The organism is Peteryoungia wuzhouensis (genome assembly GCF_003205195.1).
GTDB lineage: Bacteria > Pseudomonadota > Alphaproteobacteria > Rhizobiales > Rhizobiaceae > Allorhizobium > Allorhizobium wuzhouense.
The window spans coordinates 1153345-1175677 of the sequence record NZ_QJRY01000001.1 but is presented as its reverse complement, the minus strand read 5'-3'; the positions used below and the strand labels follow the sequence as shown (position 1 = coordinate 1175677).

26 protein-coding genes are annotated in these 22333 nt (G+C 62.9%); 8 read left to right on the top strand and 18 right to left on the bottom strand.

The window, feature by feature from the left end:
- Positions 1–4 precede the first annotated feature (4 nt).
- The 4 genes from DMY87_RS05805 to DMY87_RS05790 form a co-directional block, all read right to left on the bottom strand.
- Complete coding sequence (locus DMY87_RS05805; protein WP_110790275.1) at positions 5–460, bottom strand: GNAT family N-acetyltransferase; 456 nt, start codon at positions 458–460, stop codon at positions 5–7.
- Positions 457–1407 carry an aldo/keto reductase gene (locus tag DMY87_RS05800; protein ID WP_110790274.1) on the bottom strand — a complete coding sequence of 317 codons (951 nt, stop codon included), beginning with the start codon at positions 1405–1407 and terminating at the stop codon, positions 457–459. The genes DMY87_RS05805 and DMY87_RS05800 overlap by 4 nt, the downstream gene beginning before the upstream one ends.
- Before the next feature lie 119 nt (positions 1408–1526).
- The gene (locus tag DMY87_RS05795) at positions 1527–2495 is read right to left on the bottom strand and encodes a GlxA family transcriptional regulator (protein WP_110790273.1); all 969 of its coding nucleotides are present in this window, start codon (positions 2493–2495) and stop codon (positions 1527–1529) included.
- Between the two features lie 8 nt (positions 2496–2503).
- Positions 2504–3064: an isochorismatase family protein gene (locus tag DMY87_RS05790; protein ID WP_110790272.1), complete on the bottom strand. Its 561-nt coding sequence runs from the start codon at positions 3062–3064 to the stop codon at positions 2504–2506.
- Between the two features lie 193 nt (positions 3065–3257).
- On the opposite strand from DMY87_RS05790, the gene DMY87_RS05785 reads away from it, so the two are divergent.
- A complete protein-coding gene (locus DMY87_RS05785) occupies positions 3258–4244 on the top strand; it encodes a Gfo/Idh/MocA family protein (protein WP_110790271.1) in 987 nt (328 codons plus the stop codon).
- A 29-nt stretch (positions 4245–4273) separates the two neighbouring features.
- On the opposite strand, the gene DMY87_RS05780 is transcribed toward DMY87_RS05785, so the two are convergent.
- The 4 genes from DMY87_RS05780 to DMY87_RS05765 are packed head-to-tail and all read right to left on the bottom strand — an operon-like array spanning position 4274 to position 6702.
- Positions 4274–4618: a hypothetical protein gene (locus tag DMY87_RS05780; RefSeq protein WP_133253002.1), complete on the bottom strand. Its 345-nt coding sequence runs from the start codon at positions 4616–4618 to the stop codon at positions 4274–4276.
- A gap of 25 nt (positions 4619–4643) precedes the next feature.
- On the bottom strand, positions 4644–5009 hold the full coding sequence (locus DMY87_RS05775; RefSeq protein WP_245408824.1) for a DMT family transporter: 366 nt from the start codon (positions 5007–5009) through the stop codon (positions 4644–4646).
- Between the two features lie 5 nt (positions 5010–5014).
- A complete protein-coding gene (locus DMY87_RS05770) occupies positions 5015–5713 on the bottom strand; it encodes a class I SAM-dependent methyltransferase (protein ID WP_110790269.1) in 699 nt (232 codons plus the stop codon).
- Positions 5710–6702 (bottom strand): glycosyltransferase, encoded by a 993-nt coding sequence (locus DMY87_RS05765; protein ID WP_110790268.1) that lies wholly within the window; start codon positions 6700–6702, stop codon positions 5710–5712. Before DMY87_RS05765 ends, DMY87_RS05770 begins: the two co-directional genes overlap by 4 nt.
- Before the next feature lie 155 nt (positions 6703–6857).
- On the opposite strand from DMY87_RS05765, the gene DMY87_RS05760 reads away from it, so the two are divergent.
- The 6 genes from DMY87_RS05760 (at position 6858) to DMY87_RS05735 (ending at position 12270) form a co-directional block, all read left to right on the top strand.
- Positions 6858–8690, top strand: coding sequence for a hypothetical protein (locus DMY87_RS05760; RefSeq protein ID WP_110790267.1), 1833 nt, complete (start codon positions 6858–6860; stop codon positions 8688–8690).
- A 74-nt stretch (positions 8691–8764) separates the two neighbouring features.
- Complete coding sequence (gene xseA, locus DMY87_RS05755; protein ID WP_110790266.1) at positions 8765–10369, top strand: exodeoxyribonuclease VII large subunit; 1605 nt, start codon at positions 8765–8767, stop codon at positions 10367–10369.
- Positions 10370–10747: 378 nt separating this feature from the next.
- Positions 10748–10957, top strand: coding sequence for a cold-shock protein (locus DMY87_RS05750; RefSeq protein WP_025427963.1), 210 nt, complete (start codon positions 10748–10750; stop codon positions 10955–10957).
- Between the two features lie 134 nt (positions 10958–11091).
- A complete protein-coding gene (locus DMY87_RS05745; RefSeq protein ID WP_110790265.1) occupies positions 11092–11313 on the top strand; it encodes a hypothetical protein in 222 nt (73 codons plus the stop codon).
- A 27-nt stretch (positions 11314–11340) separates the two neighbouring features.
- Positions 11341–11721, top strand: coding sequence for a DUF6481 family protein (locus DMY87_RS05740; protein WP_110790264.1), 381 nt, complete (start codon positions 11341–11343; stop codon positions 11719–11721).
- Between the two features lie 195 nt (positions 11722–11916).
- Complete coding sequence (locus tag DMY87_RS05735; protein ID WP_133253001.1) at positions 11917–12270, top strand: YceI family protein; 354 nt, start codon at positions 11917–11919, stop codon at positions 12268–12270.
- An 80-nt stretch (positions 12271–12350) separates the two neighbouring features.
- On the opposite strand, the gene DMY87_RS05730 is transcribed toward DMY87_RS05735, so the two are convergent.
- From DMY87_RS05730 to DMY87_RS05720, 3 genes are all read right to left on the bottom strand, one after another.
- Entirely contained in the window at positions 12351–13601 is a 1251-nt protein-coding gene (locus tag DMY87_RS05730) for an aminopeptidase (protein WP_110790262.1), read from the bottom strand.
- A gap of 72 nt (positions 13602–13673) precedes the next feature.
- On the bottom strand, positions 13674–14147 hold the full coding sequence (gene ybaK / locus DMY87_RS05725; RefSeq protein WP_110790261.1) for a Cys-tRNA(Pro) deacylase: 474 nt from the start codon (positions 14145–14147) through the stop codon (positions 13674–13676).
- 4 nt (positions 14148–14151) lie between these two features.
- Positions 14152–14502: an ArsC family reductase gene (locus DMY87_RS05720; protein ID WP_110790260.1), complete on the bottom strand. Its 351-nt coding sequence runs from the start codon at positions 14500–14502 to the stop codon at positions 14152–14154.
- Positions 14503–14671: 169 nt separating this feature from the next.
- Between DMY87_RS05720 and DMY87_RS05715 the strand changes: the two genes are divergently transcribed.
- Entirely contained in the window at positions 14672–15235 is a 564-nt protein-coding gene (locus tag DMY87_RS05715) for a methylated-DNA--[protein]-cysteine S-methyltransferase (RefSeq protein ID WP_205908146.1), read from the top strand.
- Between the two features lie 74 nt (positions 15236–15309).
- On the opposite strand, the gene guaA is transcribed toward DMY87_RS05715, so the two are convergent.
- The 7 genes from guaA to DMY87_RS05680 all read right to left on the bottom strand — a co-directional run bounded on the left by guaA (position 15310) and on the right by DMY87_RS05680 (position 22319).
- Positions 15310–16872, bottom strand: a complete 1563-nt coding sequence (gene guaA, locus DMY87_RS05710) for a glutamine-hydrolyzing GMP synthase (RefSeq protein WP_110790259.1) — start codon at positions 16870–16872, stop codon at positions 15310–15312.
- A 76-nt stretch (positions 16873–16948) separates the two neighbouring features.
- Positions 16949–17587, bottom strand: a complete 639-nt coding sequence (locus DMY87_RS05705; protein ID WP_110790258.1) for a 5'-methylthioadenosine/S-adenosylhomocysteine nucleosidase — start codon at positions 17585–17587, stop codon at positions 16949–16951.
- Entirely contained in the window at positions 17584–18033 is a 450-nt protein-coding gene (locus DMY87_RS05700; RefSeq protein WP_110790257.1) for a PaaI family thioesterase, read from the bottom strand. The genes DMY87_RS05705 and DMY87_RS05700 overlap by 4 nt, the downstream gene beginning before the upstream one ends.
- Before the next feature lie 68 nt (positions 18034–18101).
- Positions 18102–18554, bottom strand: coding sequence for a TspO/MBR family protein (locus DMY87_RS05695; protein ID WP_110790256.1), 453 nt, complete (start codon positions 18552–18554; stop codon positions 18102–18104).
- A gap of 51 nt (positions 18555–18605) precedes the next feature.
- A complete protein-coding gene (locus DMY87_RS05690) occupies positions 18606–19682 on the bottom strand; it encodes a DUF1513 domain-containing protein (RefSeq protein ID WP_110790255.1) in 1077 nt (358 codons plus the stop codon).
- A gap of 1 nt (position 19683) precedes the next feature.
- The gene (locus DMY87_RS05685) at positions 19684–20802 is read right to left on the bottom strand and encodes an imelysin family protein (RefSeq protein ID WP_110790254.1); all 1119 of its coding nucleotides are present in this window, start codon (positions 20800–20802) and stop codon (positions 19684–19686) included.
- Entirely contained in the window at positions 20802–22319 is a 1518-nt protein-coding gene (locus DMY87_RS05680; protein WP_110790253.1) for a di-heme oxidoreductase family protein, read from the bottom strand. Before DMY87_RS05680 ends, DMY87_RS05685 begins: the two co-directional genes overlap by 1 nt.
- Positions 22320–22333: the final 14 nt, after the last annotated feature.

Genomic DNA, 22333 nt, shown 5'->3' with positions numbered 1-22333 from the left:
AGGATCAGCTGAATTTCAGCCGATAGCGCACGTGACCATCTTCCGGGGCATAGGTGTCGTAGAGCTTGCGCGCCGTCTCATTGCCCCGGTCGGTGTGCCAGTAGAGCCGCGACCAGCCCTTGGCCCTGGAAATCGCGATGAGGTCGTCGATCAGCGCCCGGCCGATACCGCGACCGCGAAACGTGGCGTCGAGGAACAGGTCTTCCAGATAACAATCCGGCGTCTTCACCCAGGTGGAATCGTGGAAATGGTGGATGGCGAAACCCGCCAGCACGCCTTCGACCTCGGCCACCCGCATGGCCACGCGCGACGAAGGGTCGAGGATGCGCGCCCAGGTATGGGCCGTGACATCGTCGGCGAGGTCCACCTTGTAGAAGGCGAGATACTGATTCCAGAGGCCACGCCAGGCGGCTTCGTCAGCCGCCGTGGCATCCCGGATGACAAGCGAGGCGCGGCTCATGCGCTGGCCGCGTTCAGGGCTTCGATCTGCGCCTTGGTCAGCTCCAGTTTTCCGGCTGCAATCAGGCTTTCCAGCTGGCGCAGGCTCGTGGCCGATGCGATCGGTGCGGTGACAGCGGGCTGGGCCGCGATCCAGGCGATGGCGACCGTCGCCGGGCTGGTCTTGGTCTCTGCGGCCACGGCATCCAATGCACCAAGGATGCGGAAGCCGCGGTCATTCATATAAGGACCCATGTCTTCGCCGCGAGCCTTGCCTTCGGTGTCGGCAGCGCTGCGGTACTTGCCGGTCAGGAAGCCCGAGGCGAGGGCGAAATAGGTGATGACCCCGATCTCTTCCTTCTGGCAGAGTGCTGCGAGATCTCCCTCGAAGGTCGAGCGCGTATAGAGATTGTATTCGGGCTGGAGCACGTCGTAGCGGCTGACACCCGCCGCCTTGGCGGCATCGAAGGTCGCCTGCAATTGTTCGGCATTGAGGTTCGAGCAGCCGATCGCCCGGACCTTGCCCTGCTCCTTGAGCCGGGAGAAGGCCGTCAGGCTTTCCTCGTGGGAGGTGTCCGCATCCGGCCAGTGAGCGAGGTAGAGATCGATATAGTCGGTCTGCAGGCGGCGAAGGGAATCATCGACCGCCTCGGCGATCCAGCGGGCGCTGAGGCCCCGGCGGTTCTCGCCGAGGTCGCCACCCACTTTGGTCACGATGATCGCATCTTCCCGGCGCACGCTTCCGCGCTTCAGCCAGTTTCCGATGATCGTCTCGCTTTCGCCGCCGACATGGCCATCGGCCCAGCTCGAATAGATGTCGGCCGTATCGATCGTGTTGAAGCCGGCGTCGAAGAAACGATCGAGAATGTCGAAGGACGTCTTCTCGTCGGCGGTCCAGCCGAAGACATTGCCGCCAAGCACGACGGGGGCGATGGAAAGGCCGGTGCGGCCGAGAGCACGTTTCTGCATGGAAAGCCTCGAAAAGTGGAGAAGGAGAGGGGGAAGGGTTAGGGAGACGCTATCAAGCGTAAGCGACGGGTACCATTAAAATCGTGGATGGGTCTGGAAACGAAACGGAGAGCGACCAGTCACTTGCCGGTCCTTCGGAATTCGCTGGGCGACACGCCGTGGTGCTGGGACCAGACGCGGCGCATATGCCGCGACGAGGCAAAGCCGGCCCGCTGCGCCAGGCTTTCCATGTCGAGCCGCGATTGTTTGAGCAGTTCCTGGGCAAGCGTCACCCGCATCAGATTGACGTAATCGACGACGGACAGTCCGACATGTTCGCGAAACAGGCGGGAGAGATGCCGTTCGCTGAGATGGGCTATGGCCGCAAGCCCCGGCAGCGACCACTCGCGCGCCGGATCGGCCATGATCGCATCCTGGGCGCGGTGGATTGCCGGGTGAATGTGATTACGCCCCGAAAGCCAGGGCGACATCTGCGGGTCCTGTCCGCTGCGGCGAAGATAGATGACCATCTTGCGGGCCACCGAAAGCGCGGTCAGCGGGGAGACGAACCGCCCCACGACATGCAGCATCAGATCGATCCCGGTTGAAATCCCGGCGCTCGAAAAGCGATTGCCGTCCTCGACATAGAGCCGGTTGTCGAGCACGCTGGCGGTCGGGGCAAGCGCCCGCAGCTCATCCAGGCATTCGACATGCGTGGTGCACTGGCAGCCTTCCATCAGCCCCGCGGCGGCGGCAAGCAAAGCGCCAGAGCAGATGGTCATTAGTCGGATGTCGGGGCGAACGGCCTGTGCCAGCCAGCGCGTCAGCACCTTCAGTTCCGGATCGCGTGCGATCTCGGCAATGCCGACCGTGAGGCTGCCGGAAATGATCAGCACGGCATCATCCGGCAGGCTGTCGGGCAGCGGTTCCAGCCCATCCAGCGTCAGTCCGATGGATGTCTGCTGCCGGGGGGTCGCGGAAATGTAGCCATAGTCGAACCGAACCTCGTCCTGCTCCTCGTTTGCATAACGCAAGGCTTCCAGCGGGCCGGCAATGTCGACCAGCAGGGTGTCGGGCGGAATGAGGATATAGACCGGGATCACGTCCATGACGGATCTTACGCAGCGACCGGAAGCGGCGCCAGCGCCTGTTCGACCGTGACGATCCGGGCGAAGCGTCCTGATAACACCAGCTCGGTCCGGACGCGAATGTCCTCGGCGGAAAACACCGCCCCGGAGGCATGCGTCATCGGGAAGGTGAGGGTCGCCTCGGTGACGAAATCGACGGCGAAGCCGAGATCCGACGCATGCCGGGTCGTGGTCTCGCAGCACTGCTCGGTGCGGATGCCGGAGACGATCACCCGGCGGATGCCGTTTTCGCGCAGCCAGGCTTCTAGCCCGGTGTCGACCAGGGCCGAGTGCACGCCCTTGTGGAAGGTGACATCAGGCGTGAGCGAAATCTCAGCGAGGGTCCGCACGAACCCGCTTTCAAGGGTGAAGGTGTCGTCGGCATCGACATGGAAGATCTGCACGATCGGCATGCCCACAGCTGTCGCGCCGTCGATCAGCGCCTGTTGGCGCGCAAGATAGGACGCTGCGGTCGACGGATCCCAATCCGGCATCTGGCGAAAGCTTTCCTGGGCGTCGACCACGATGAGGGCTGTGTCTTGGGCGGACATATTCGACTCCTGTCGTTGCGTTCGAGCTCTACCATAGAGCCGGGGCTTGAGGCCACTATGTCCGGGACGGACGAAGTTCGGACATTTTCGGCCATCCTCTTGCGGAAGCCCGTGCGAAGATGGCATCGACGCCGTTGCACCCTGCCTGTCCTTCCCCTAATGTCCGCCCCGACATTTTTGAGGAGGATGAGAGATGCTGCGTTTCGGAATTCTGTCGACGGCCAAGATCGGTCGCGAGCTCGTGGTGCCGGCGATCCAGGATGCCGAAAACGCCGTCGTAACAGCCATTGCAAGCCGGGATCTGGCAAGGGCCCGAGAGATGGCCGACCGCTTCTCCGTGCCCCATGCTTTCGGCTCCTACGAGGAGATGCTGGCCTCCGACGTGATCGACGCCGTCTATATTCCGCTGCCGACCAGCCAGCATGTCGAATGGGCGATCAAGGCGGCCAATGCCGGCAAACACGTGCTCTGCGAAAAGCCGATCGCGCTGAAGGCCGACGAGATCGACGCCATCATCGAAGCGCGCGACCGCAACAAGGTGCTGATCACCGAAGCGTATATGGTGACTTACGCACCGGTCTGGCTGAAAGTGCGCGACCTCTTGGCCGAGGGCGCGATCGGCACGCTGAAGATGGTGCAGGGCTCCTTCACCTACTTCAACCGCGATCCCGGCAACATGCGCAACATTCCCGAACTCGGCGGCGGCGCGCTGCCGGATATCGGCGTCTACCCCACCATCACCACCCGCTTCGTGACCGGCAAGGAGCCGGTCCGCGTCCAGTCGACGATCGAGCGCGATCCGGACTTCGGCACGGACATCTATGCAAGCGTGAAGGCGGATTTCGCCGATTTCGAGCTGAATTTCTATGTCGCGACCCAGATGGCCAACCGTCAGCTGATGGTCTTCCACGGCACGGATGGTTTCATCGAGGTGAAGTCCCCCTTCAATGCCGACCGCTGGGGCGCCGAGGAAGTGGAACTCACCAATCGCGGCCACAATGTCTCGCAGATCTTCCGCTTCCCCGACAGCCGCCAGTACAAGCTGGAGGCCGAAGCCTTTGCCCGCGCGGTCGAGGGGAAGACGGGTGAAGTGGTCACGCTGGAAAGCTCGAAGCTGAACCAGAAGCTGATCGACGCGATCTACCGCGCAGCGACCAAGGACGGCTGGGAGGCGGTGTAAGCCGCGGCTTTATCATCTCGTCTCATCGATCAGCGAAAGCGTTTGATCCGGTACACGCCGAAGGCGATGAAGAGAAGAGCGGCCGCCCAGGCCAGAAGCAGATGCAGAATCGGCTGGATTTCCGGCGCGCGTGCGTTGAGGATCCCAAACAGGCCGAAGTTGATCAAGCCTGTGATCGCAAGCAGCGGCCACAGGCCCGGCACCTGGAGAATGGCGCCGGGAGACTTGCCAAGCCCGGTAGTCGCTCGCAGCATTTGCGAAACCGCATAAGCGGTCAGAAACGAGACGCCTCGGGACAGGATCGGCGCTTCCAGCGCGGTAAGGATCATCGGAAAGAGCACGAGATCTGCGACGATCGTAATCCCGAGCGTCACGCGCCAATCGAGTCGGTTGCGCCGCTCAGACATGGATCGTGACGAGCCCGGCAACGATCAGCAACGTTCCCATGAGATAACGAAAATGCAGTGGCTCGCCGAAGACGAGCTGCGCCAGAACGGGAACGAAGCAGAATGTCAGCCCCATGAAAGAATAGGCGATGGTGAGGGGAACGGAGCGCAGCACGTAGATCCAGACAACCGTGCCGAAGCCGTACAGGGCGAGCGCCGCGATGAAGACTGGATTGACGGCAAGCGTGATGAGGCTGGCCAAAGAAAACGTGCCGGTGGTCTGGCTCGCAAACTTGAACAGGACTTGTCCCATCGCGATCATCAAGGGGGTGCCGAGCAATCCGATCCAGGTTGCGAGTGTCAGGCTGGAGAAATCCAAGGTGCTCAGCGCTCCACGTTTTCCATGTAGAAGATGTCACGCCCGATATCGACGCAGCTATGCTGCGCAGGGACCGGATGCATGGCGCGCAGAAAGGAATGCGTATAGGGGAAAAAGTTGAAATGCGGATTGAAACTGTAGCGTGCCTCGCGTTCCCGGGGAACGACAATGATGACCCGCCTGCGGGCAATGCGCCGCAGCTCGGCAATTGCACGGTGGTACTCAAGCACGTGTTCGATGACATGCGTGCAAACGACGGTGTCAAACTCTCCATCGGCAAACGGGAGGTTTTCGATCTTTGCGGCAATATATTCGACGCCCGGTAAGGCTGCGGCATCATCAATGACGAAATCGACGCCTGTCACCCGCGTCAATGTCGGGTGACCTTGGCGGATGCGCGTGAGGAGCGCGCCTGTCCCGCAGCCGATGTCGCAAACGCTGTCCCCTTGGACTTCCTCTACGACCCGGCGGATGCAGGCTTCCGAATTGTCGGTGCCGGCATGCACCCGCGGATGCTTGCGGTAAAGATCAGCGTAAGCCTCCTCTGTCAGGAAGGGCGCACGCGCACGAAATTCGGCCAGGTCCGATATGTGCTTGCCCCACGCCAATTCGGCCAACCAGAGGAACAGCTTGGAATCGCGCAGGATCGGTGGGAGGACATCTTCAATGAAGAAGCGGATCCTGTTTGTTGTTTCGCGCCTCATGCCGCATCTCTTTTGCGTGCCGCCTCTTCGGCCGGATCGGAGCGCTTGCCGGAATAAATCGACGGTAGACTGAGATAGTGCAATCGTAGCAGCTCGTTGCGACCCTGCGCCACGGAATCCAGAATCACACCGCCGGCGAAGGAAACAAAACTCAGGCCGACAAGGCAGAGAGACAATACCCATGTCGGCATTCGCGGGACGAGACCCGTCTGAAGGTATTCGACGATTACCGGGGCGCCAAAGAGAATGCCCGCCATCAGAAACGCGCTTGCGATACTTGCAAAGAACGCAAAAGGACGCGTCTCCTTCATCAGCATGGCAAACATACCCAGGATCTTGAACCCGTCCCGGAAGGTGGAAAGTTTCGATTGGGATCCGGCGGGACGGCGTCCGTAATTGAGTTCAAGCTCGGTTACCGGCAGCTTGAGCCGCGAAGCATGCACCGACATTTCCGTCTCGATCTCGAAGCCGGCAGAGACGGCCGGAAAACTTTTCACATAGCGGCGCGAAAAGGCGCGGTAGCCGGAGAGGATGTCGGTGAAGTCGTTGCCGAAGAGCAGGCGGTAAAGCCCGTTGAACAGCCGGTTGCCGAAGGCATGGCCGTTGCGTCCGGCATCGGCATGTACGCCGCGCCGCGTGCCGACGACCATGTCGACGCGCTCGGTGATCAGCGTGCGGATCAGTTCTTCAGCGTCGGCGGGGCCATAGGTCCCGTCGCCATCGGCCATGATGTAGATATCGGCATCGATATCGCAGAACATGCGGCGCACCACATGGCCCTTGCCCTGGCGTCGTTCGCGCACGACGGTGGCGCCGGCCAGCATGGCGGTCAGCGCCGTGCCGTCGGTGGAATTGTTGTCGTAGACGTAGATCCGCGCCTCCGGCAGGGCCGCCCGGAAGTCGCGCACCACCTGGCCGATCGTCGCCGCCTCGTTGTAGCAAGGCAAGAGAACGGCAATGTCGGGAGCATTGGTGGCCGGACCACTCATGGGGCAATACCTGCTGGGGCTCTGGAGACCCTTATGGTCCCCTCTCGCTTTACTATTTCTTGAGAAGGTTAAGGCTAGGTTTCGCCCGCGTATCATCTTGGAATGATGGCACCGAGCCAGTCGATGCGCCGGGTCTTTGAAGAAACGGGGGATCCATGATCGATTTGTCCGCACAGGCGTCAGACAAGGTTCAGTCGAGGGCATCCCTGCCACTCTGGATCGGTTTCTACAGTGTCGCGGCCATCGCCTTCATCGCGCTTCTCAACCTGCCCGGAGCCGTGGATTATGTCGGCGCCGACAACGACGATGTCATGCGCCTCGTCGAGGTGCGCGATCTGCTCGCCGGCCAGTCCTGGTTCGACCTGATGCAGTATCGCTTGGGCCTTGACGGCGGCACGCTGATGCATTGGTCCCGCCTGATCGACCTGCCGATCGCGCTGTTGATCCGGCTCTTTTCCCATGTCGCGCCCGGTGAACAGGCTGAAGCTTTAGCGCTGCTTGTCTGGCCGCTGTCGCTCGTCGTGCCGCTGATGACGGCCATGGCGGTTGCCGCTCGCCGCATCGGGTCTGATGTGACGATGCATGTCGTGCTGATGTTCACGGCCGTCTTCTGCATCACCAGCAATCGTTTCCTGCCGGGGGCGATCGATCATCACAATGTTCAGATGGTCTTGGCCGCCATCATGGCGGCGGGGCTGCTCGACCCGGCCCGTGGCCGCATGAGCCATGCCGTGGCGGGCTTGGCCGCAGCGGTGGCGCTGGCCATCGGTGCGGAAACGACGCCGCTGGTGGCGGCCGTCTGCGCCGTGGTCGGCCTTCTCTGGGTGGCCGAAGGTCCGGCTTTCACCTCGGCTGCGCGCAGCTTCTCGCTGACCCTGCTTCTGTCGCTCTCTGCGCTGTTTTTTGCCACGGTGCCGCCCGCTCGCTACGGCGCCGTCACCTGTGACAGCCTTTCGATCGGTTTCTACGCCATCGTCGGCATTGGTGCCGCAGCGCTTTATGTCGCGACCTATCTCGGCAACGGGGCAAGCCTGCGCCTGCGCAGTGTCGCAATCCTGGTCATCGGTGCCCTGGTTCTGGCCACCGCTTTGATCGTTGCGCCCCAGTGCCTGCAGAACCCGCTGAATGAACTCGATCCGCTGTTGCAGACCCTGTGGCTGTCAGGCGTCATCGAGGCGCAGTCCTTTCGCCAGCAACTGGCCGCTGACCCGCAAAGCTTCGGTGGTTTTTACGCCGTCGGTTTCTTCGGCATTGCCGTCTGCCTGTTCCGCATTGCCGGTCGGGACGGCGTGCGCGTCCATCTCGTGCTGCTCGCACTGCTGGCCGTCAGCTACCTCGTTGCCCTCGTGCAGGTCCGTGGCAGCACCTTTTCAAATCTCTTCGCCATCCTGCCCCTCTCTCTCCTGATCTCGGACCTGCGCCTGAAGACCCATGACCAGCCCGAGCATCTCGGCGCCGGCCTGCTCTTTGCGCTCACCGCAATCCTCTCCGTGCCGAGTGTCTGGATCCTGAGCGGCGTGTTCTTCGTCGAGGGCACGGCGGGCGTTACCGCGCGGATGAAATCGCTGGTCGGACCAAACCAGATGGCGCAGGACGCAGCCGTTGCCTGTGACACGCGGGCGGCATACCAGACGCTTGCCAAGCTGCTGCCGACGACGGTGGCCGCCCCCTCCGACATCGGCCCGGAAATCCTCCGTTTCACCCGGCATCGCGTCCTGACCGGCCCCTATCACCGCAACCAGGGCGGCATGCTGACCGAGATCCATATCGGCCTGGCCAAGCCCGACGAGGCCGCCGCCTTTCTGCGAGGCGCAGGCGTCGGCATTCTCGCCTTCTGCCCGGATTTCCTGCAGTCGGAAAAGATTGCCCGGATGAAACCGGATGGCCTCTATGCACAGCTGCTCAAGGGCAATGTGCCGGCCTATCTCACTCCCGTTCCGATCGACGGCCCATCGGGATTGCAGATCTTCACCGTGACGTTGCCCTGATCAATGCCGGGGAAACCGGGCAGGCTGCGACGGCACGGGCTGATCTCGGCGGATTTTTCCGCTAGCAAAGGGGCATGAGCAATTTCTTCGACAACGATTCGCCGACGAATCTGACCGAGTTCTCCGTTTCGGAACTGTCGGGCTCGATCAAGCGCACCATCGAAACCTCCTTCGATCATGTCCGCGTGCGCGGCGAAATCTCCGGCTATCGCGGACCGCATTCCTCGGGCCATGCCTATTTCAGCCTGAAGGACGACAAGGCGCGCATCGATGCGGTGATCTGGAAGGGCTCGTTCTCGAAGCTGAGATATCGCCCGGAAGAGGGCATGGAGGTGATTGCCACCGGCAAGGTCACCACCTTCCCCGGCTCGTCGAAATACCAGATCGTCATCGAGCAGATGGAACCTGCCGGTGCCGGCGCGCTGATGGCGCTGATCGAGGAGCGCAAGCGCCGCTTTACGGCCGAAGGCCTGTTCGATCCCGCCCGCAAGCAGCAGCTGCCCTTCCTGCCCAAGGTGATCGGCGTTGTCACTTCGCCGACGGGAGCCGTCATCCGCGATATCCTGCACCGCATCTCGGATCGCTTCCCGGTGCATGTTCTCGTCTGGCCGGTGAAGGTGCAGGGCGAGGGCTCCGGCGACGAGGTGGCGAATGCCATCCAGGGGTTCAACGCCCTGGAGCACGGCGGCCCGATCCCGCGACCCGATGTTCTGATCGTGGCGCGCGGCGGTGGCAGCCTTGAGGATCTCTGGAGCTTCAACGACGAGGCCGTGGTGCGGGCCGCCGCTGCGAGCACGATCCCGCTGATCTCCGCCGTCGGCCACGAAACCGACTGGACGCTCATCGATTACGCGGCCGATATCCGTGCGCCGACCCCGACGGGTGCGGCCGAGATGGCGGTGCCTGTCAAGGCGGACCTCGAGGCGCAGGTCTCGGCATTGTCGGCCCGTCTGTCCGGTGCCATGAACCGCCAGATGGACAATCGCCGGCAGAACCTGCGCGCGCTTGTGCGGGCACTGCCCTCGCTCGATCAGCTGCTCGCTTTGCCGCGCCGTCGCTTCGATGAAGCCGCAGCCGGGCTCGGCCGCAGCCTTGAACTCAACACCATGAACAAACGGCGCAATTTCGAACGCGCGGCGGCCAGGCTTTCGCCCGACATGCTGGTGCGTCGCTTGGTCGAGCGGAAGCAGAAGCTGTCCGAACAGGCAGCCCGTGCCGAGCGCGTCGTCGAACGGCTGCTCGACCGCAACAAGGCCCGCCTGGAACGCTTCGATGCGACGCTGAGTGCCGTGCCGGCTCGCCTGAAAGCCATGACCGACCGGTCGCGCGATCGTCTCGACGGTCTGTCGCGCCGGGCAGACAGCGCCGTGGTCAACGATCTGCGCCGCGCCCGCCAGGCGCTCGTCTCCCAGGATCGCGTGTTGCAGTCGCTCTCCTATACCAATGTGCTCGCGCGCGGCTATGCCGTGATCCGTGATGCCGAGGATCGGCCGGTGACGCGGGCAAACGCGGTGGCGCACGGCCAGGGGATCGAGATCCAGTTCGCCGATGGTCGGGTGAAGGCCGTGGCCGGGGAGGGCGTTCTGCCGCCCGAACCGACGGCGCCGTCCAGGCCCGCGCCGCAGCCGCGCCCTGCGAGAAAGCCCGAGGGCACCTCTGGTCAGGGCAGCCTGTTCTGACATTTGTCTGGCGAGGTGCCGGCTCCAGCAGCAGACAAGGCATCTGCGTTGACAGACATCGAATCTGAGGCATCAATAATATTTTCCGCGATATGGCGGAAAAGAGCAAAATACTCGCGAAATTATCGGCAAATATTTTCGCTTATGGCCGTTGTTTTCGTGATGAAAAACCATCCGAATAGAGTCGAAATTCGTGCAATTTCGACTTTCGGTTGACTTTTAGGCCAGCTCTGTCTATATCTGGTTTGTCGATATTTGTTTGTCTGGCTTTGGTTACCGCGCTTCAGCGCTTTGAGCGAAACTTCCTTTCAAAAATCGTTATCCTGTCCGCAGCGCAGTCGCGCTGGGGGAAATCTATGCGCTACGAAAGGGTTCATCATGACCACTGGCACAGTAAAATGGTTCAATTCCACCAAGGGCTTCGGCTTCATTCAGCCTGACAACGGCGGCCCGGACGCATTCGTCCACATCTCGGCTGTTGAACGCGCCGGAATGCGCGAAATCGTTGAAGGCCAGAAGATTGCCTACGACATGGAGCGCGACAACAAGTCGGGCAAGATGTCGGCCTGCAACCTGCAGGCGGCCTGATAGATCCGGGATCCGCTTTCCTTTGACCACGGATGTACTGGCACTGTCGAAAGCAAGATCCCTAGGGAAGGTCAGGCGGTTTGCCTGGCCTTTTTTTATTGCCCGACAAGGGCAGGCTCCTGAAAGGAGACGAAATGTCCGACAACCTAACGAAGTCGCGCCAGACCGCCGAAGCGGCCTTTGCGCGTACCCAGTCACAGTTTCTCGCCCGCGGTCGCGCCGTCGACGAACTGGATGCCATTACCGCAGCGCGGGATGAAAAGACGGCGCGCCTGCGCGAAGCCCGTCTCACCCGCGAACGCGAAACGCGCGAACGCGCGACGGCCGCCCTTGTGGCCAAGCGCGCGCGCCCCTGACACCCCACTCGAGAGATCGGAGCACCGATGAAATTCAGCAGAGATCATGGCCTGGCCGAGCGCCGGACGACAGCCACAGACGCCAAGGCGGCATTGCTCGAGGCCTACAAGGCCGCGCATTCCGCAGCCGACCCCGACCGTGAAGCGCGTTTGGCCGAACGGGCCGCGCGCGCCGAAGAGCGCGCCAAGCGCCATGCCGAACGCGACCGTGCCAAGGCAGAGGAAAAAGCCCGCGCCGAGCAGGAAGCCCGCGAACGCGAGGAAGCCCTGACTGCCGCAGCGAGCGCCGAAAAGGACGCCCGCGAACAGGCCGAAGCATCACGCATCAGCCGCGTCGTCGAAGACGAAGCCGCCCGCAAGGCCGAGCGTGACCGCCGTTACGCCGCCCGCAAGGCCCGCCAGGGCTGACAGGCGCTGCCACCGATCTGCCGGTCATCGATTTCGGTTGACCGGCACAGCGCTGCACGGCCGCCCGGCGGCAAATAAATTGCGCGCAATTGATCAACCCGACGTGATTATACTGGAAAACTATCTTCGTCGTCGCCACATCTGTCTCCGAAGCTGAATGCATGAACACGGCACTCGGCGAAAAGGAGTATGATCATGATGAAGAAGACCATTCTGGCCGCCATTGTCGCTGCGGCCACGTTCGGCGTTGTTTCCGCCCAGGCTGCCACCTATGTCGAAGCCGGTGGCTGGACGCCGCGCGAGATCCTGTTCGGCAAGCAGTATAACGGCAATGTCACGGCAATCCGCGTCGATCGCGGCGGGTTCGATCGTCACACCTATCCGCGCCAGGCCATCTACCCGACCGGCAACAGTCTGCGTCTGGCTCAGGCCGTCGTCACGGAAGATCCGAGCCTGGTTGCCGCACTCCAGGTCCGCGGCATTGCGCAGCACAACGTGCTCTGGGTCCAGACCGCGCTCAACGGCGGCAAGATCGTCTACTACCGCTGAGTTTGAGGCTCTGGCCGAAAATCAAAACCCCGCCCTGGAATGAGGACGGGGTTTTTGTTTGACCGCTGAGGGATTAAGTCTCAGGCCCACTCGCCCTTGCGCATCACCGGAACCTTGGAGCCATCGGCGCGGATGCCGTCGATATCGACCTTGTCGGAACCGATCATCCAGTCGATGTGGATCAGCGAGGAATTGCCGCCCTGCGCCTTGATCTGGTCCGGGCTGAGCGAGGCCCCGTCGAGGAAGCACTTCGAATAGCACTGGCCGAGTGCGATGTGGCAGGAGGCGTTTTCGTCGAACAGCGTGTTGTAGAACAGCACGCCCGAGGCCGAGATCGGCGAGGAATGCGGCACCAGCGCCACTTCGCCCAGCCGCCGTGCACCTTCGTCGGTGTCGAGCACCTTGTTGAGCACGGCCTCGCCCTTGGATGCCTTGGCCTCGACGATCCGGCCGCCTTCGAACCGCACCTGGATGTCGTCGATCAACGTGCCCTGGTGCGAAAGCGGCTTGGTCGAGGAGACATGGCCCTCCACCTTCAGCGCATGCGGCGTGGTGAAGACCTCCTCCGTCGGAATGTTCGGATTGCAGGTCACGCCGTTCTTCGCCGTCGACGCACCGCCATGCCATTCATGGCCGTCGGCGAGGCCAACCGTCAGGTCCGTGCCGGGGCCGGTAAAATGCAGCGCTGAGAAGCGTTCGCCGTTGAGCCAGGTCGAGCGCTTCTTCAGTTCCGCATTGTGTTCGGCCCAGGCCGCGACCGGATCGTCGCGATCGACACGCGAGGCAGCAAAGATCGCGTCGGCCAGCTTGCGCACGGCCTCGTCGATCGGCAGATCAGGGAAGACGAGCTTCGCCCAGGACGGGTTCGGGTAGGAGCAGATGTTCCAGTTGATGTCGAAGTTGGAGATATGCTCCAGCGCCGGCTTGTAGGCGATCGAGGTCGCCTTGTTGGCGCGGCCGACCTTGGCAGGGTCTTCGGAGGCGAGCAGCATCGGATTGTCGCCGGCGATCGCGAGGCGTGCCGCGCCGTTTTCATAAGCCTTCGCCATGCCGTCATAGAGCCAGTTCGGCGCGCGATCGAAGCTCTCGTCGTGACCGTGGCGATAGCGCGCCAGCGTCGTCTCCTCGTCCGAATAGAAGGTGGTGACCGTCGACGCGCCCGCTTTGTAGGCATGCGCCGTGATCAGCCGCACCAGCGGCACGGCGACGAGCGGGGCCGTCAGCACCAGGTCCTGACCCTTTTGCAGCTGCAAGCCGACCTTGATCGCCACCTCGGCGAGCTTGTCGAGTTTTACAGGATCGATGGAGGCGGAGTAATCGGGAAGGGTCATGGGGCATTCCTGTTGTGGCTGTCACGCCAGAGTTAAGGGCAAAGATGGCGAAGTCCAGACCGCGGGGCGAGGTCAGGCGATCAAATGCGCTACAATTGCAAGCAGCGCCTTTTGCGCATCCTGTGGTGAGAGCCGCACCTGCAGCCCGCGCTGTCCGCCATTCATGTAGACGAGCGGCTCGTCCATGGCGGAGATCTCGATAGCGGTCGGCACCTGCTTTTTCTGGCCGAAGGGGCTGATGCCGCCGACCACGAATCCGGTGAGCTTTTCCGCGTTGGCCGGCTTCATCATCGCTGCGGATTTTCCGCCGAAGGCTGCCGCCAGCTTCTTCATCGACACCTCCTTGTCGGAGGGCACGACGACGCAGACCGGCTTGCCGTCGAGTTCGGCCATCAGCGTCTTCAGCACCCGCGACGGATGCTCGCCGATCGCTTCCGCCGCCTGCAGCCCGATGCGCTCGGCATTCGGGTCGTAGTCATAGGTCGCGGTGGTATAGGCGACGCCGGCCTTGTCGAGAAACTGCGTGGCGCGGGTGGTCTTCGCCATGGGATCAGGCCTTGAAGGTTTGCTGATAGGTCTCGGGCTTGAAACCGACGACAAGCGCGCCGTCCACGTCGAGCACCGGGCGTTTGATCATCGAGGGCTGCGCCAGCATCAGCGTCTTGGCCTTCGCGGCGTCAAGGTTCTCTTTCTGCGCGTCGTCGAGCTTCTTGAAGGTGGTGCCGGCCTTGTTCAGGAGCACCTCCCAGCCGACTTTGCCGATCCAGCTGTCGAGGGTCGACGCGTCAATGCCCTTGGCCTTGTAGTCGTGGAAGTCATGCGAGACGCTGTGGTCATCAAGCCAGGTGCGGGCCTTCTTCATCGTGTCGCAGTTCTTGATGCCGTAGATGGTGGTGGGCATGCCATGTCTCCTGTTCACAAACGAGGGATAGCAAGGCACAGCCGCGCATGGCAAGCCGGCACCGTCCTGCCGGATTGGTGAAGAGGAGAGGTTCGGAAATCGGGTTGCCGGGCGGGCCGGGAAGAGCCATCTTCAGCATGCTGCAAGGGGCAGCCAGATGGACGAGCGCATCATGTCAGTCACGCATTACTATGCGACCTTCGAGGCCGCCCATGGCCATTGTGCCATTCTCTGGAGCGAGAATGGCATCGCAGGCTTCCGACTGCCGGCTGCATCGCAGGAAGAGACGGTGCTGTCCATAAGTCGGCGCCACGCCTCGATCATCGAGACGGATCCGGACGCCCGGATGGCGGGTGTGATCGGCCGCGTGAAGCGCTACTTTGATGGCGAGCAGAGCGATTTTTCCGATCTGCTGCTCGACTTGTCCGCCCAGACCGATCTGTATCGCCAGATCTATGCGGCCACGCGACGCCTGGGCTGGGGCACGTCGACCACCTATGGCGCCCTGGCCGCCGAACTGGAACTCGGACCGGCGGGCGCATGGACGATCGGCCAGGCCATGGCCAAGAACCCCATTCCGCTGATCATCCCCTGCCATAGGGTCCTCGCGGCCGGACGCAAGATCGGCGGCTTCTCCGCGCCTGGCGGAACGGACGCCAAGCTGCGAATGCTGGAGCTGGAGGGGGTTGAGCTGCCTGAAACGACCCCGGCGCAGCAGTCCTTTGCTTTCTGAGGACAGGGTACGGAAAAGAAAACGGAGGGCGAGGCCCTCCGTTTCATTCGTTCACTAAGGTTGAGGCGGTCGCCTCATTCCCACTCGATCGTCCCCGGCGGCTTGGACGTCACGTCGTAGACGACGCGGTTGATGCCGCGGACCTCGTTGATGATGCGGGTAGCAGCCCGGCCGAGGAATTCCATGTCGTAGTGGTAGAAGTCGGCGGTCATGCCGTCGACCGAGGTGACGGCGCGCAGCGCACAGACGAATTCGTAAGTACGCCCATCGCCCATGACGCCGACGGTCTGCACCGGCAGCAGCACGGCAAAGGCCTGCCAGATCGCGTCGTAGAGGCCGGCCTTGCGGATCTCGTCGAGATAGATGGCATCGGCTTCGCGCAGGATGTCGAGCTTTTCGCGGGTGACACCACCCGGGCAGCGGATGGCAAGGCCCGGACCCGGGAAGGGGTGACGGCCGATGAACGAGTCGGGCAGGCCAAGCTCCTTGCCGAGCACGCGCACTTCGTCCTTGAAGAGTTCGCGCAAGGGCTCGACGAGCTGCATCTTCATGCGCTCGGGCAGGCCACCGACATTATGGTGGCTCTTGATCGTCACGGAAGGGCCGCCGGTGAAGGACACACTTTCGATGACGTCGGGATAAAGCGTGCCTTGGCCGAGGAAATCGGCGCCGCCGAGCTTTTTCGCTTCTTCCTCGAAAGTCTCGATGAACAGGCGGCCGATGATCTTGCGCTTGGTTTCCGGGTCGCTGACACCTTCGAGCTCGCCAACGAACTTGTCGACGGCATCCACATGGATGAGGTGCAGATTGTAGTGTTCCTTGAACATGGCAACGACATCCGCTGCCTCGTTCTTGCGCATCAGGCCGTGGTCGACGAGGATGCAGGTCAGCTGATCGCCGACGGCCTCGTGGATCAGCAGGGCTGCTACGGACGAGTCGACGCCGCCCGAGAGCGCGCAGATGACGCGCTTGTCGCCGACCTGGGCACGGATCTGCTCAACCGCCTTCTGGCGATAGGCATGCATGGTCCAGTCGCCCTTCACGCCGGCGATGTTCTGCACGAAGTTTTGGATGAGCTTCGCACCATCGGGCGTGTGCACGACCTCAGGGTGGAACTGCACGGCGTAATATTTGCGGGCCTCGTCGGCGATGAAGGCGAAGGGCGCGTTGGACGAGGTGGCGAGCACCTTGAAGCCCGGCGGGATCGCGGTGACGCGGTCGCCATGGGACATCCAGACCTGGTGGCGCGAGCCGACAGACCAGAGGCCTTCAAAGAGGGTGCAATCCTGCTCGACTTCGAGGAAGGCGCGACCGAATTCGCGGTGATGGCCCGCTTCGACCTTGCCGCCGAGCTGGGCGCACATGGTCTGCTGGCCATAGCATATGCCGAAGATGGGAAGACCGCTGTCGAACAGAACCTGCGGTGCCCGGGGGCTTCCTTCATCGAGCACGGAAGCGGGGCTTCCCGACAGGATGATTGCCTTGGGCTTCAGGCGCTTGAAGCCTTCTTCGGCGGACTGGAAAGGGACGATTTCGCAATAGACGCCGGATTCACGAACGCGGCGGGCGATCAGCTGCGTTACCTGGCTGCCGAAATCGACGATGAGAACACTGTCGGGATGTGCTGTCTGGGTCATGGCGAGCCTTTAAAGAAAAAGGGGCCATCTTTCAATGGCAGATCGGACGGAGAATCCCGATTTTTTGTGCGCCTGCTCAGAACCAGAAGACGCCGTCTTCGAGCGCCGTCTGCAGGCTGTCGACCGCGAGCGCCAGCTTCTTGTCGATGATGTGCAGATACTGCGTCCAGTCGTCGATATGGTTGACGTCGTGGCGCCCATCGGAAATGCCGCGCAGGCCGATCAGCGGCACGCCAAAACTCTGGCAGGCGCGCAGGATCGCGAAGGTTTCCATCTCGACCATGTCGGCATCGATCGACTGATAGGCAGCCCCCGAGACGACATTGGCGCCGGTGGAGAGGCTGGCGATGGGAATGCCGGGAATGCGCAAGGGAAGCTCGACGGCGACGGGCAGATCGAGAAACGGCGTCTTGCCCTTTTCGAAGCCGAAGGCGGAGGCATCCATGTCGCGATAGGAAACGGAGGAGACCTGATAGACTTCGGCCTGTTCGAGCCTGGCGGAGCCGGCCGAACCGAGCGAGACCACGAGGTCCGGAAGATCGTCATGGATAGCGAGCCGCGCCAGTTCCCTGGTCAGGACGACCGCGGCTTCGACCGGGCCTACGCCGGTCATCAGCGGCGAAATGCGCGTGCGCAGGAAGACGCCGTATTCGGCATCCGCTGCCATGACGAAGAGCACCTGTCTGCCGGCGATCGACTTCATCTCATAGCTCATCCGGAAATCCCCTCCCGCCCGCGGATCACCATCAAGGTGCTGGTCATCGAGGCGATCAGCTTGGCCGGACCGTCGGTCAGCGCATAACCGCGCCCGTCGGCCACGATGATGTTGGAGCCGGGCTTGGTGATCTCGCCACGAAACAGAAAACGTTCGCCCCGGCCCGGCGACATCAGGTTGACCTTGAATTCGATGGTGAGCAGCGAGACTTCGGGCTCGACCACGGTATAGGCTGCATAGCTGCAGGCCGTATCAAGCGCTGCCGAAATCACGCCCGCATGCAGGAAACCGTGTTGCTGGGTGAGCTTGGGATCGAAACCCAGTTCGATCTCGACGACACCCTGACTGATGCGCGAAAGCTCCGCCCCCAGCGTCTCCATGGCGCCCTGACGAGCAAAACTGCGTCGAATGCGTGCCTCGACGGTATCAGGATCGATTTCTGTCATGCTTGATGCCCCTTCGGCGCGAAATTGGCACGCAGAAATAAGGCATGCAAGCACTCATCAGCCAGTTTTCAATTGAGCCAGGCAATGCTGAGGTTGAGCAGGCTCGCAAAGGCGACCCAGGCGAGATAGGGGACAAAGAGCAGTGTCGAGACACGGTCGATCGGCCGCGCCTTGATCATGAAGCCGACGATCGTCAGCAGCATGCCGGCAATCACGATGAGGCCGAGTTCGGGGTTCTGCAGACCGAAAAAGGCAGGCGACCAGAGCAGATTGGCACCCAACTGGGCAAACCAAAGCTGCATCGCCGCCGATTTCGGTGCCCGCATCCAGATCCGCGCACCGGCAATGCCGATCAGCACATAGAGCGTGGTCCAGACCGGGCCGAAGAGCCAGGCGGGCGGGTTGAAAAACGGCTTCTGCAGCGTCGCATACCAGTCGCCTGACATGTTCGCGAGGCCGGACAAGAGACCGGCCGAAACGACGATGACGATGAAGACGGCATAGGTGAGGATGATGCGCATGGAGCCTAACTAGGGCAGCCGGTCGCCTTTGGCCAGATGCCGGTCAACCGATCAGAGCCGAACGATATGCTGGTCCCAGGCAACGCGGTGCACCCGGTCGAGGAAGTCGCCGCGATAGGAGGAGACGGCAAAACTCTCACGGGACGGCGCGATGCCGGCGGCATCCGCGACCACCGTTTCCGAGATCAGCCGTCCGTCGCGTCCGTCGAGCACGGCCCAGAGCCCATTCTTCGGCGAGGCAATGCCGACCAGGCCCTGGGCGCGGTTGACGGCGATGGCGCCGACATAATTGCCGAGCCGGTCGGTGGTCGCCTCCGGCAGCGACACGAAGGAGAGAGCCTCGCCCTTGGAGAAATGCCCGACCAGCGGCGGCCGGTCGGTGCGCGGCCCCTCATATTGGCAGGCAAACCAGATCTTGCCGTCCTCGGCGATATCCAGATGGCGGGTGGAGAGCTGGCGCAGTTCGGCGGGCAAAGCGTGTTTCTGGATCAGCTCGCCGCTCTTCGCATCGACCAGCGCCAAGGATGGGTCCATATGGTCGAGATTGAGCTTGGTGCGGCCGAAATCCGGATGGGTCTCGATGCCGCCATTGGCGATGACCAGCATGCCGTCAGCCGTCACCGTGATGTCATGCGTGCCGATGCCATGGGCCGGCACTTCGCCGACGCGTTTAAAACCCGAAAGGCAGTCATAGATCCCGATCACGCCGGCATTGGCGTCAAAATCGTTTTCGCTGGCGTAAAACAGCTGACCATTGGGCGAAAAGGCGCCATGGCCGAAATAATGTCGCCCCTCCGGCGCCGAGATGATTTTCGGTTCGGCCCGGTGGGTGGTGTCGAAGATGACGGCAAAGGTGCCCGGTCGCCGGGCAAAGGCGACGGAGAGGCCGTTGACCGTGCTGTGGCAAAGCCCGTGGACGCGGCCCGGAAGCGCGATCTGCTCGATGAGTTCCCCGGCCTCACTGACAAGGCCAATGGCAAACCGGCCATCCGGCAGCTTCAGGCCGGAGGCATAGACCGCATCCGTCTGGTCGAGCGCGAAGGCGGCGCGCGGCGTCAGCCCGGCGACGAAGGCAAGGCCCGCCGCCCGCACGAAGGCACGGCGATCGATCAAGGGCAGGACCGGCATCTCAGTCCCCGTCGGAAAAGGAGAAACCGGCGGCAAGGCCGATACCGCCACCGAGATCATTGTTGAGGCGCAGGATCAGGTCGCGGCTGTTGAGCAGCAGGAAGTCGAGTTTCGCCACCTGTTCCGGCGTTTCGAGCGCCTTGGCGACATCGGGTTCGATATCACCGGAAACCCGCGCCAGGGAATGCGCCACGAAATCGGTGGAGCTGACGACCGAGCGATTGTCTTCGGCCAAGAGGTCAGCCATGCCGGATTGGTCCATCAGGTCGCGGATACCCTCGATATTGGCCGTGATCGAGCGGAAGGTATTGCCAGAGCGCCAGTAGATCGCCTGGTGGGGCAGGGCCTTCGCCGCATCACCCTTGTAAAAACTCTCAATGCGCTGGTCGCGCACGGTTTCAGCCGCATGCACGAGCACGCCGAGCAGCTCCTTGGCTGCCTCTGCTTCGTCGCGATAGATGGGGTTGTTCGGGCCCGGTGTCTTCCAGGCGGCCTGAATGCCGTCCGGTTTGTCCCATTCGGTCGCAAGCTCGCCGCCCAACCGCTGCAGATTGGCGGCGATGGCCGCCCCATAGCGGCAGCGATAGCCCTCCTTCTCGGCGGTCAACGCCTCGGCGCCTGTGCCGTAGAGTACGAATTCGAGCGCGCCGATGCCCTGCATTGCAACGCTCTTGTCCTTCAGCGTCTCCATCGACGTCGCGCTTTCGTCCGATTTGGCAAGCGCGGCCTGCACCTGTTTCAAGCCAGTGCCCTTGCGGTCGGGGAAAAACAGGATGCGCTCGAAGCGATTGCCCTCGAGCACGGGGCCGACGCGCACGATCTCGATCCGCGACCAGGCGTCGACCACGCTGCCAAAGGCTGTCCGGGCACCGTCGAGGCTGAGCTGCGAGGGGGCAGCACACAGGGCGCCCATGGCGGATGCCATGGCGGTCGCGCTGTCATGGAAGCGGTGATAGCCGGGGCGAATGAAACCGTCGACGGCCTTGGCCATGACGCCGGGCACCTTCGCGGTGTCGAGCACGCCGGGGGGGATGGGGCTTTCCTGCGCCAGCGCGGGGCCGAAGCCGAGCGGAAGTGCCAGAAGTGTGGCGAAGGCGATCCGGGTAAACGGTGTCCGCATCAGAGAGACTCCAGGAATGTGATGAGGGCCTTGCGGTCCTGGGGGGCGGAAGCAGCAAAGAGATCCCGAGCCGCTTTCGCTTCCCCGCCATGCCAGAGGATGGCTTCGGTGAGAGAGCGGGCGCGCCCGTCATGCAGGAAGAAACTGTGGCCATTGACGGCTTGTGTGAGACCGATACCCCAGAGCGGCGGTGTGCGCCACTCGCTTCCTGTGGCATCGCCCACGGCCTGCCCGTCGGAGAGGCCCTCGCCCATGTCATGCAGCAGGAAATCGGAATAGGGCCAGATCAGCTGGAAGGCCTGCGCCTTGTTGTCGGCCTTGCGGCTGGTGACGAATTTGGGTGTGTGGCAGGCGGTGCAGCCGCCGTCGTAGAACAGCTGCTTGCCGCGCAGGACCTCGGCATGCTCGACATCGCGACGGGCCGGCGGCGCCAGGGTCTTGGCATAGAAGGTGACGAGATCAAGCACCGGGGCGGGCGCCTCGGTGTCGCCCAGCCGCGCCTGCACGCCGGTGGCGCTGGCGAGACATTGCGCCTGTGCTGGCGTGCAATCGCCGAAATGACGTCGATCGTCCGGCGTCGAAATGCCGATATCCCCGGCAAAGGCGCCGGAACTCTGGTCGCGCACAGAAGCGTTCTGCGCCTTCCAGCCGAAACGCCCGAGCTTGATCTCGCCGGTCCTGTGATCGCGGGCGCGCGCCGCCTTGCCCGAGATCCCGTCGCCGTCGGCATCGTCAGGGTCTGCCAGGGCCAGGATATCCTCCTCGGCAATCGCCTCGATCAGGCCAAGCCCGATCATCGGATTGGCAATGCGCGGCGACAGCGTCGTCGTCGGGTCGAGCGGTCCGTAGGCGAGGTGGGAGACCGAATAGGTGGGTCGGCGCAGCCTCACGGTCTCGCCGCCCGAAAGCGTCACGGCCTGTTCGTCATAGCGGATCTGCATCCGCCCCTCGGCGGAAAGGCCCGGTACCGCCTGGTCCTGCAGCTGCCCGCCATAAACCGGGTCCGGCAGGCTCATCACCTCCAGCCGCTCCAGCTTGGCGCGCTCTTCCGCGGTGGCGGGGGCACGTGCGAGCCGCAGGAACATTGAGGTCGCGTCACGATCGCCCTCCGGCGGATGGCCGCGTCCATCCTTCACATGGCAGCTCTGGCAGGCGCGCGCGTTGAACAGCGGCCCCAGCCCATCGGAGGCCTGGGTCGAGGAGGGGGAGGAGACCCAGAGCTTGGTGAAGAGCGCATTGCCGAGCTTGAAATCCTGCTCTTCGGCAAAGGTGATGTTGGGGGCAAAATGCGAGAAGGCATCGCGGGAGACGCCATGCTGCGAGGTGCCGGCGCCGCCTTGTTTGATCTCGAAGGGTTCTGCTTTGGAGAAATCGCTGGTTGGCGTCGTCACCGCCTGCACACGGGCAAGGTCTTGCGGGGAGAGGTCACTGCGGGTGACCGCTTCCCCGGCGCTCGACGGGATCGCTGTCGGCATGAGCAGCGCGAGGCCGGCAGCGAGAGCGATCGGAGTTTTCATCGGGGAGATCGGGC

Coding starts and splice junctions, on each gene's coding strand:
- DMY87_RS05805 (WP_110790275.1), bottom strand. CDS start 460: ATGAGCCGCGCCTCGCTTGTCATCCGGGATGCCACGGCGGCTGACGAA.
- DMY87_RS05800 (WP_110790274.1), bottom strand. CDS start 1,407: ATGCAGAAACGTGCTCTCGGCCGCACCGGCCTTTCCATCGCCCCCGTC.
- DMY87_RS05795 (WP_110790273.1), bottom strand. CDS start 2,495: ATGGACGTGATCCCGGTCTATATCCTCATTCCGCCCGACACCCTGCTG.
- DMY87_RS05790 (WP_110790272.1), bottom strand. CDS start 3,064: ATGTCCGCCCAAGACACAGCCCTCATCGTGGTCGACGCCCAGGAAAGC.
- DMY87_RS05785 (WP_110790271.1), top strand. CDS start 3,258: ATGCTGCGTTTCGGAATTCTGTCGACGGCCAAGATCGGTCGCGAGCTC.
- DMY87_RS05770 (WP_110790269.1), bottom strand. CDS start 5,713: ATGAGGCGCGAAACAACAAACAGGATCCGCTTCTTCATTGAAGATGTC.
- DMY87_RS05765 (WP_110790268.1), bottom strand. CDS start 6,702: ATGAGTGGTCCGGCCACCAATGCTCCCGACATTGCCGTTCTCTTGCCT.
- DMY87_RS05760 (WP_110790267.1), top strand. CDS start 6,858: ATGATCGATTTGTCCGCACAGGCGTCAGACAAGGTTCAGTCGAGGGCA.
- xseA (WP_110790266.1), top strand. CDS start 8,765: ATGAGCAATTTCTTCGACAACGATTCGCCGACGAATCTGACCGAGTTC.
- DMY87_RS05750 (WP_025427963.1), top strand. CDS start 10,748: ATGACCACTGGCACAGTAAAATGGTTCAATTCCACCAAGGGCTTCGGC.
- DMY87_RS05745 (WP_110790265.1), top strand. CDS start 11,092: ATGTCCGACAACCTAACGAAGTCGCGCCAGACCGCCGAAGCGGCCTTT.
- DMY87_RS05740 (WP_110790264.1), top strand. CDS start 11,341: ATGAAATTCAGCAGAGATCATGGCCTGGCCGAGCGCCGGACGACAGCC.
- DMY87_RS05735 (WP_133253001.1), top strand. CDS start 11,917: ATGATGAAGAAGACCATTCTGGCCGCCATTGTCGCTGCGGCCACGTTC.
- DMY87_RS05730 (WP_110790262.1), bottom strand. CDS start 13,601: ATGACCCTTCCCGATTACTCCGCCTCCATCGATCCTGTAAAACTCGAC.
- ybaK (WP_110790261.1), bottom strand. CDS start 14,147: ATGGCGAAGACCACCCGCGCCACGCAGTTTCTCGACAAGGCCGGCGTC.
- DMY87_RS05720 (WP_110790260.1), bottom strand. CDS start 14,502: ATGCCCACCACCATCTACGGCATCAAGAACTGCGACACGATGAAGAAG.
- guaA (WP_110790259.1), bottom strand. CDS start 16,872: ATGACCCAGACAGCACATCCCGACAGTGTTCTCATCGTCGATTTCGGC.
- DMY87_RS05705 (WP_110790258.1), bottom strand. CDS start 17,587: ATGAGCTATGAGATGAAGTCGATCGCCGGCAGACAGGTGCTCTTCGTC.
- DMY87_RS05700 (WP_110790257.1), bottom strand. CDS start 18,033: ATGACAGAAATCGATCCTGATACCGTCGAGGCACGCATTCGACGCAGT.
- DMY87_RS05695 (WP_110790256.1), bottom strand. CDS start 18,554: ATGCGCATCATCCTCACCTATGCCGTCTTCATCGTCATCGTCGTTTCG.
- DMY87_RS05690 (WP_110790255.1), bottom strand. CDS start 19,682: ATGCCGGTCCTGCCCTTGATCGATCGCCGTGCCTTCGTGCGGGCGGCG.
- DMY87_RS05685 (WP_110790254.1), bottom strand. CDS start 20,802: ATGCGGACACCGTTTACCCGGATCGCCTTCGCCACACTTCTGGCACTT.
- DMY87_RS05680 (WP_110790253.1), bottom strand. CDS start 22,319: ATGAAAACTCCGATCGCTCTCGCTGCCGGCCTCGCGCTGCTCATGCCG.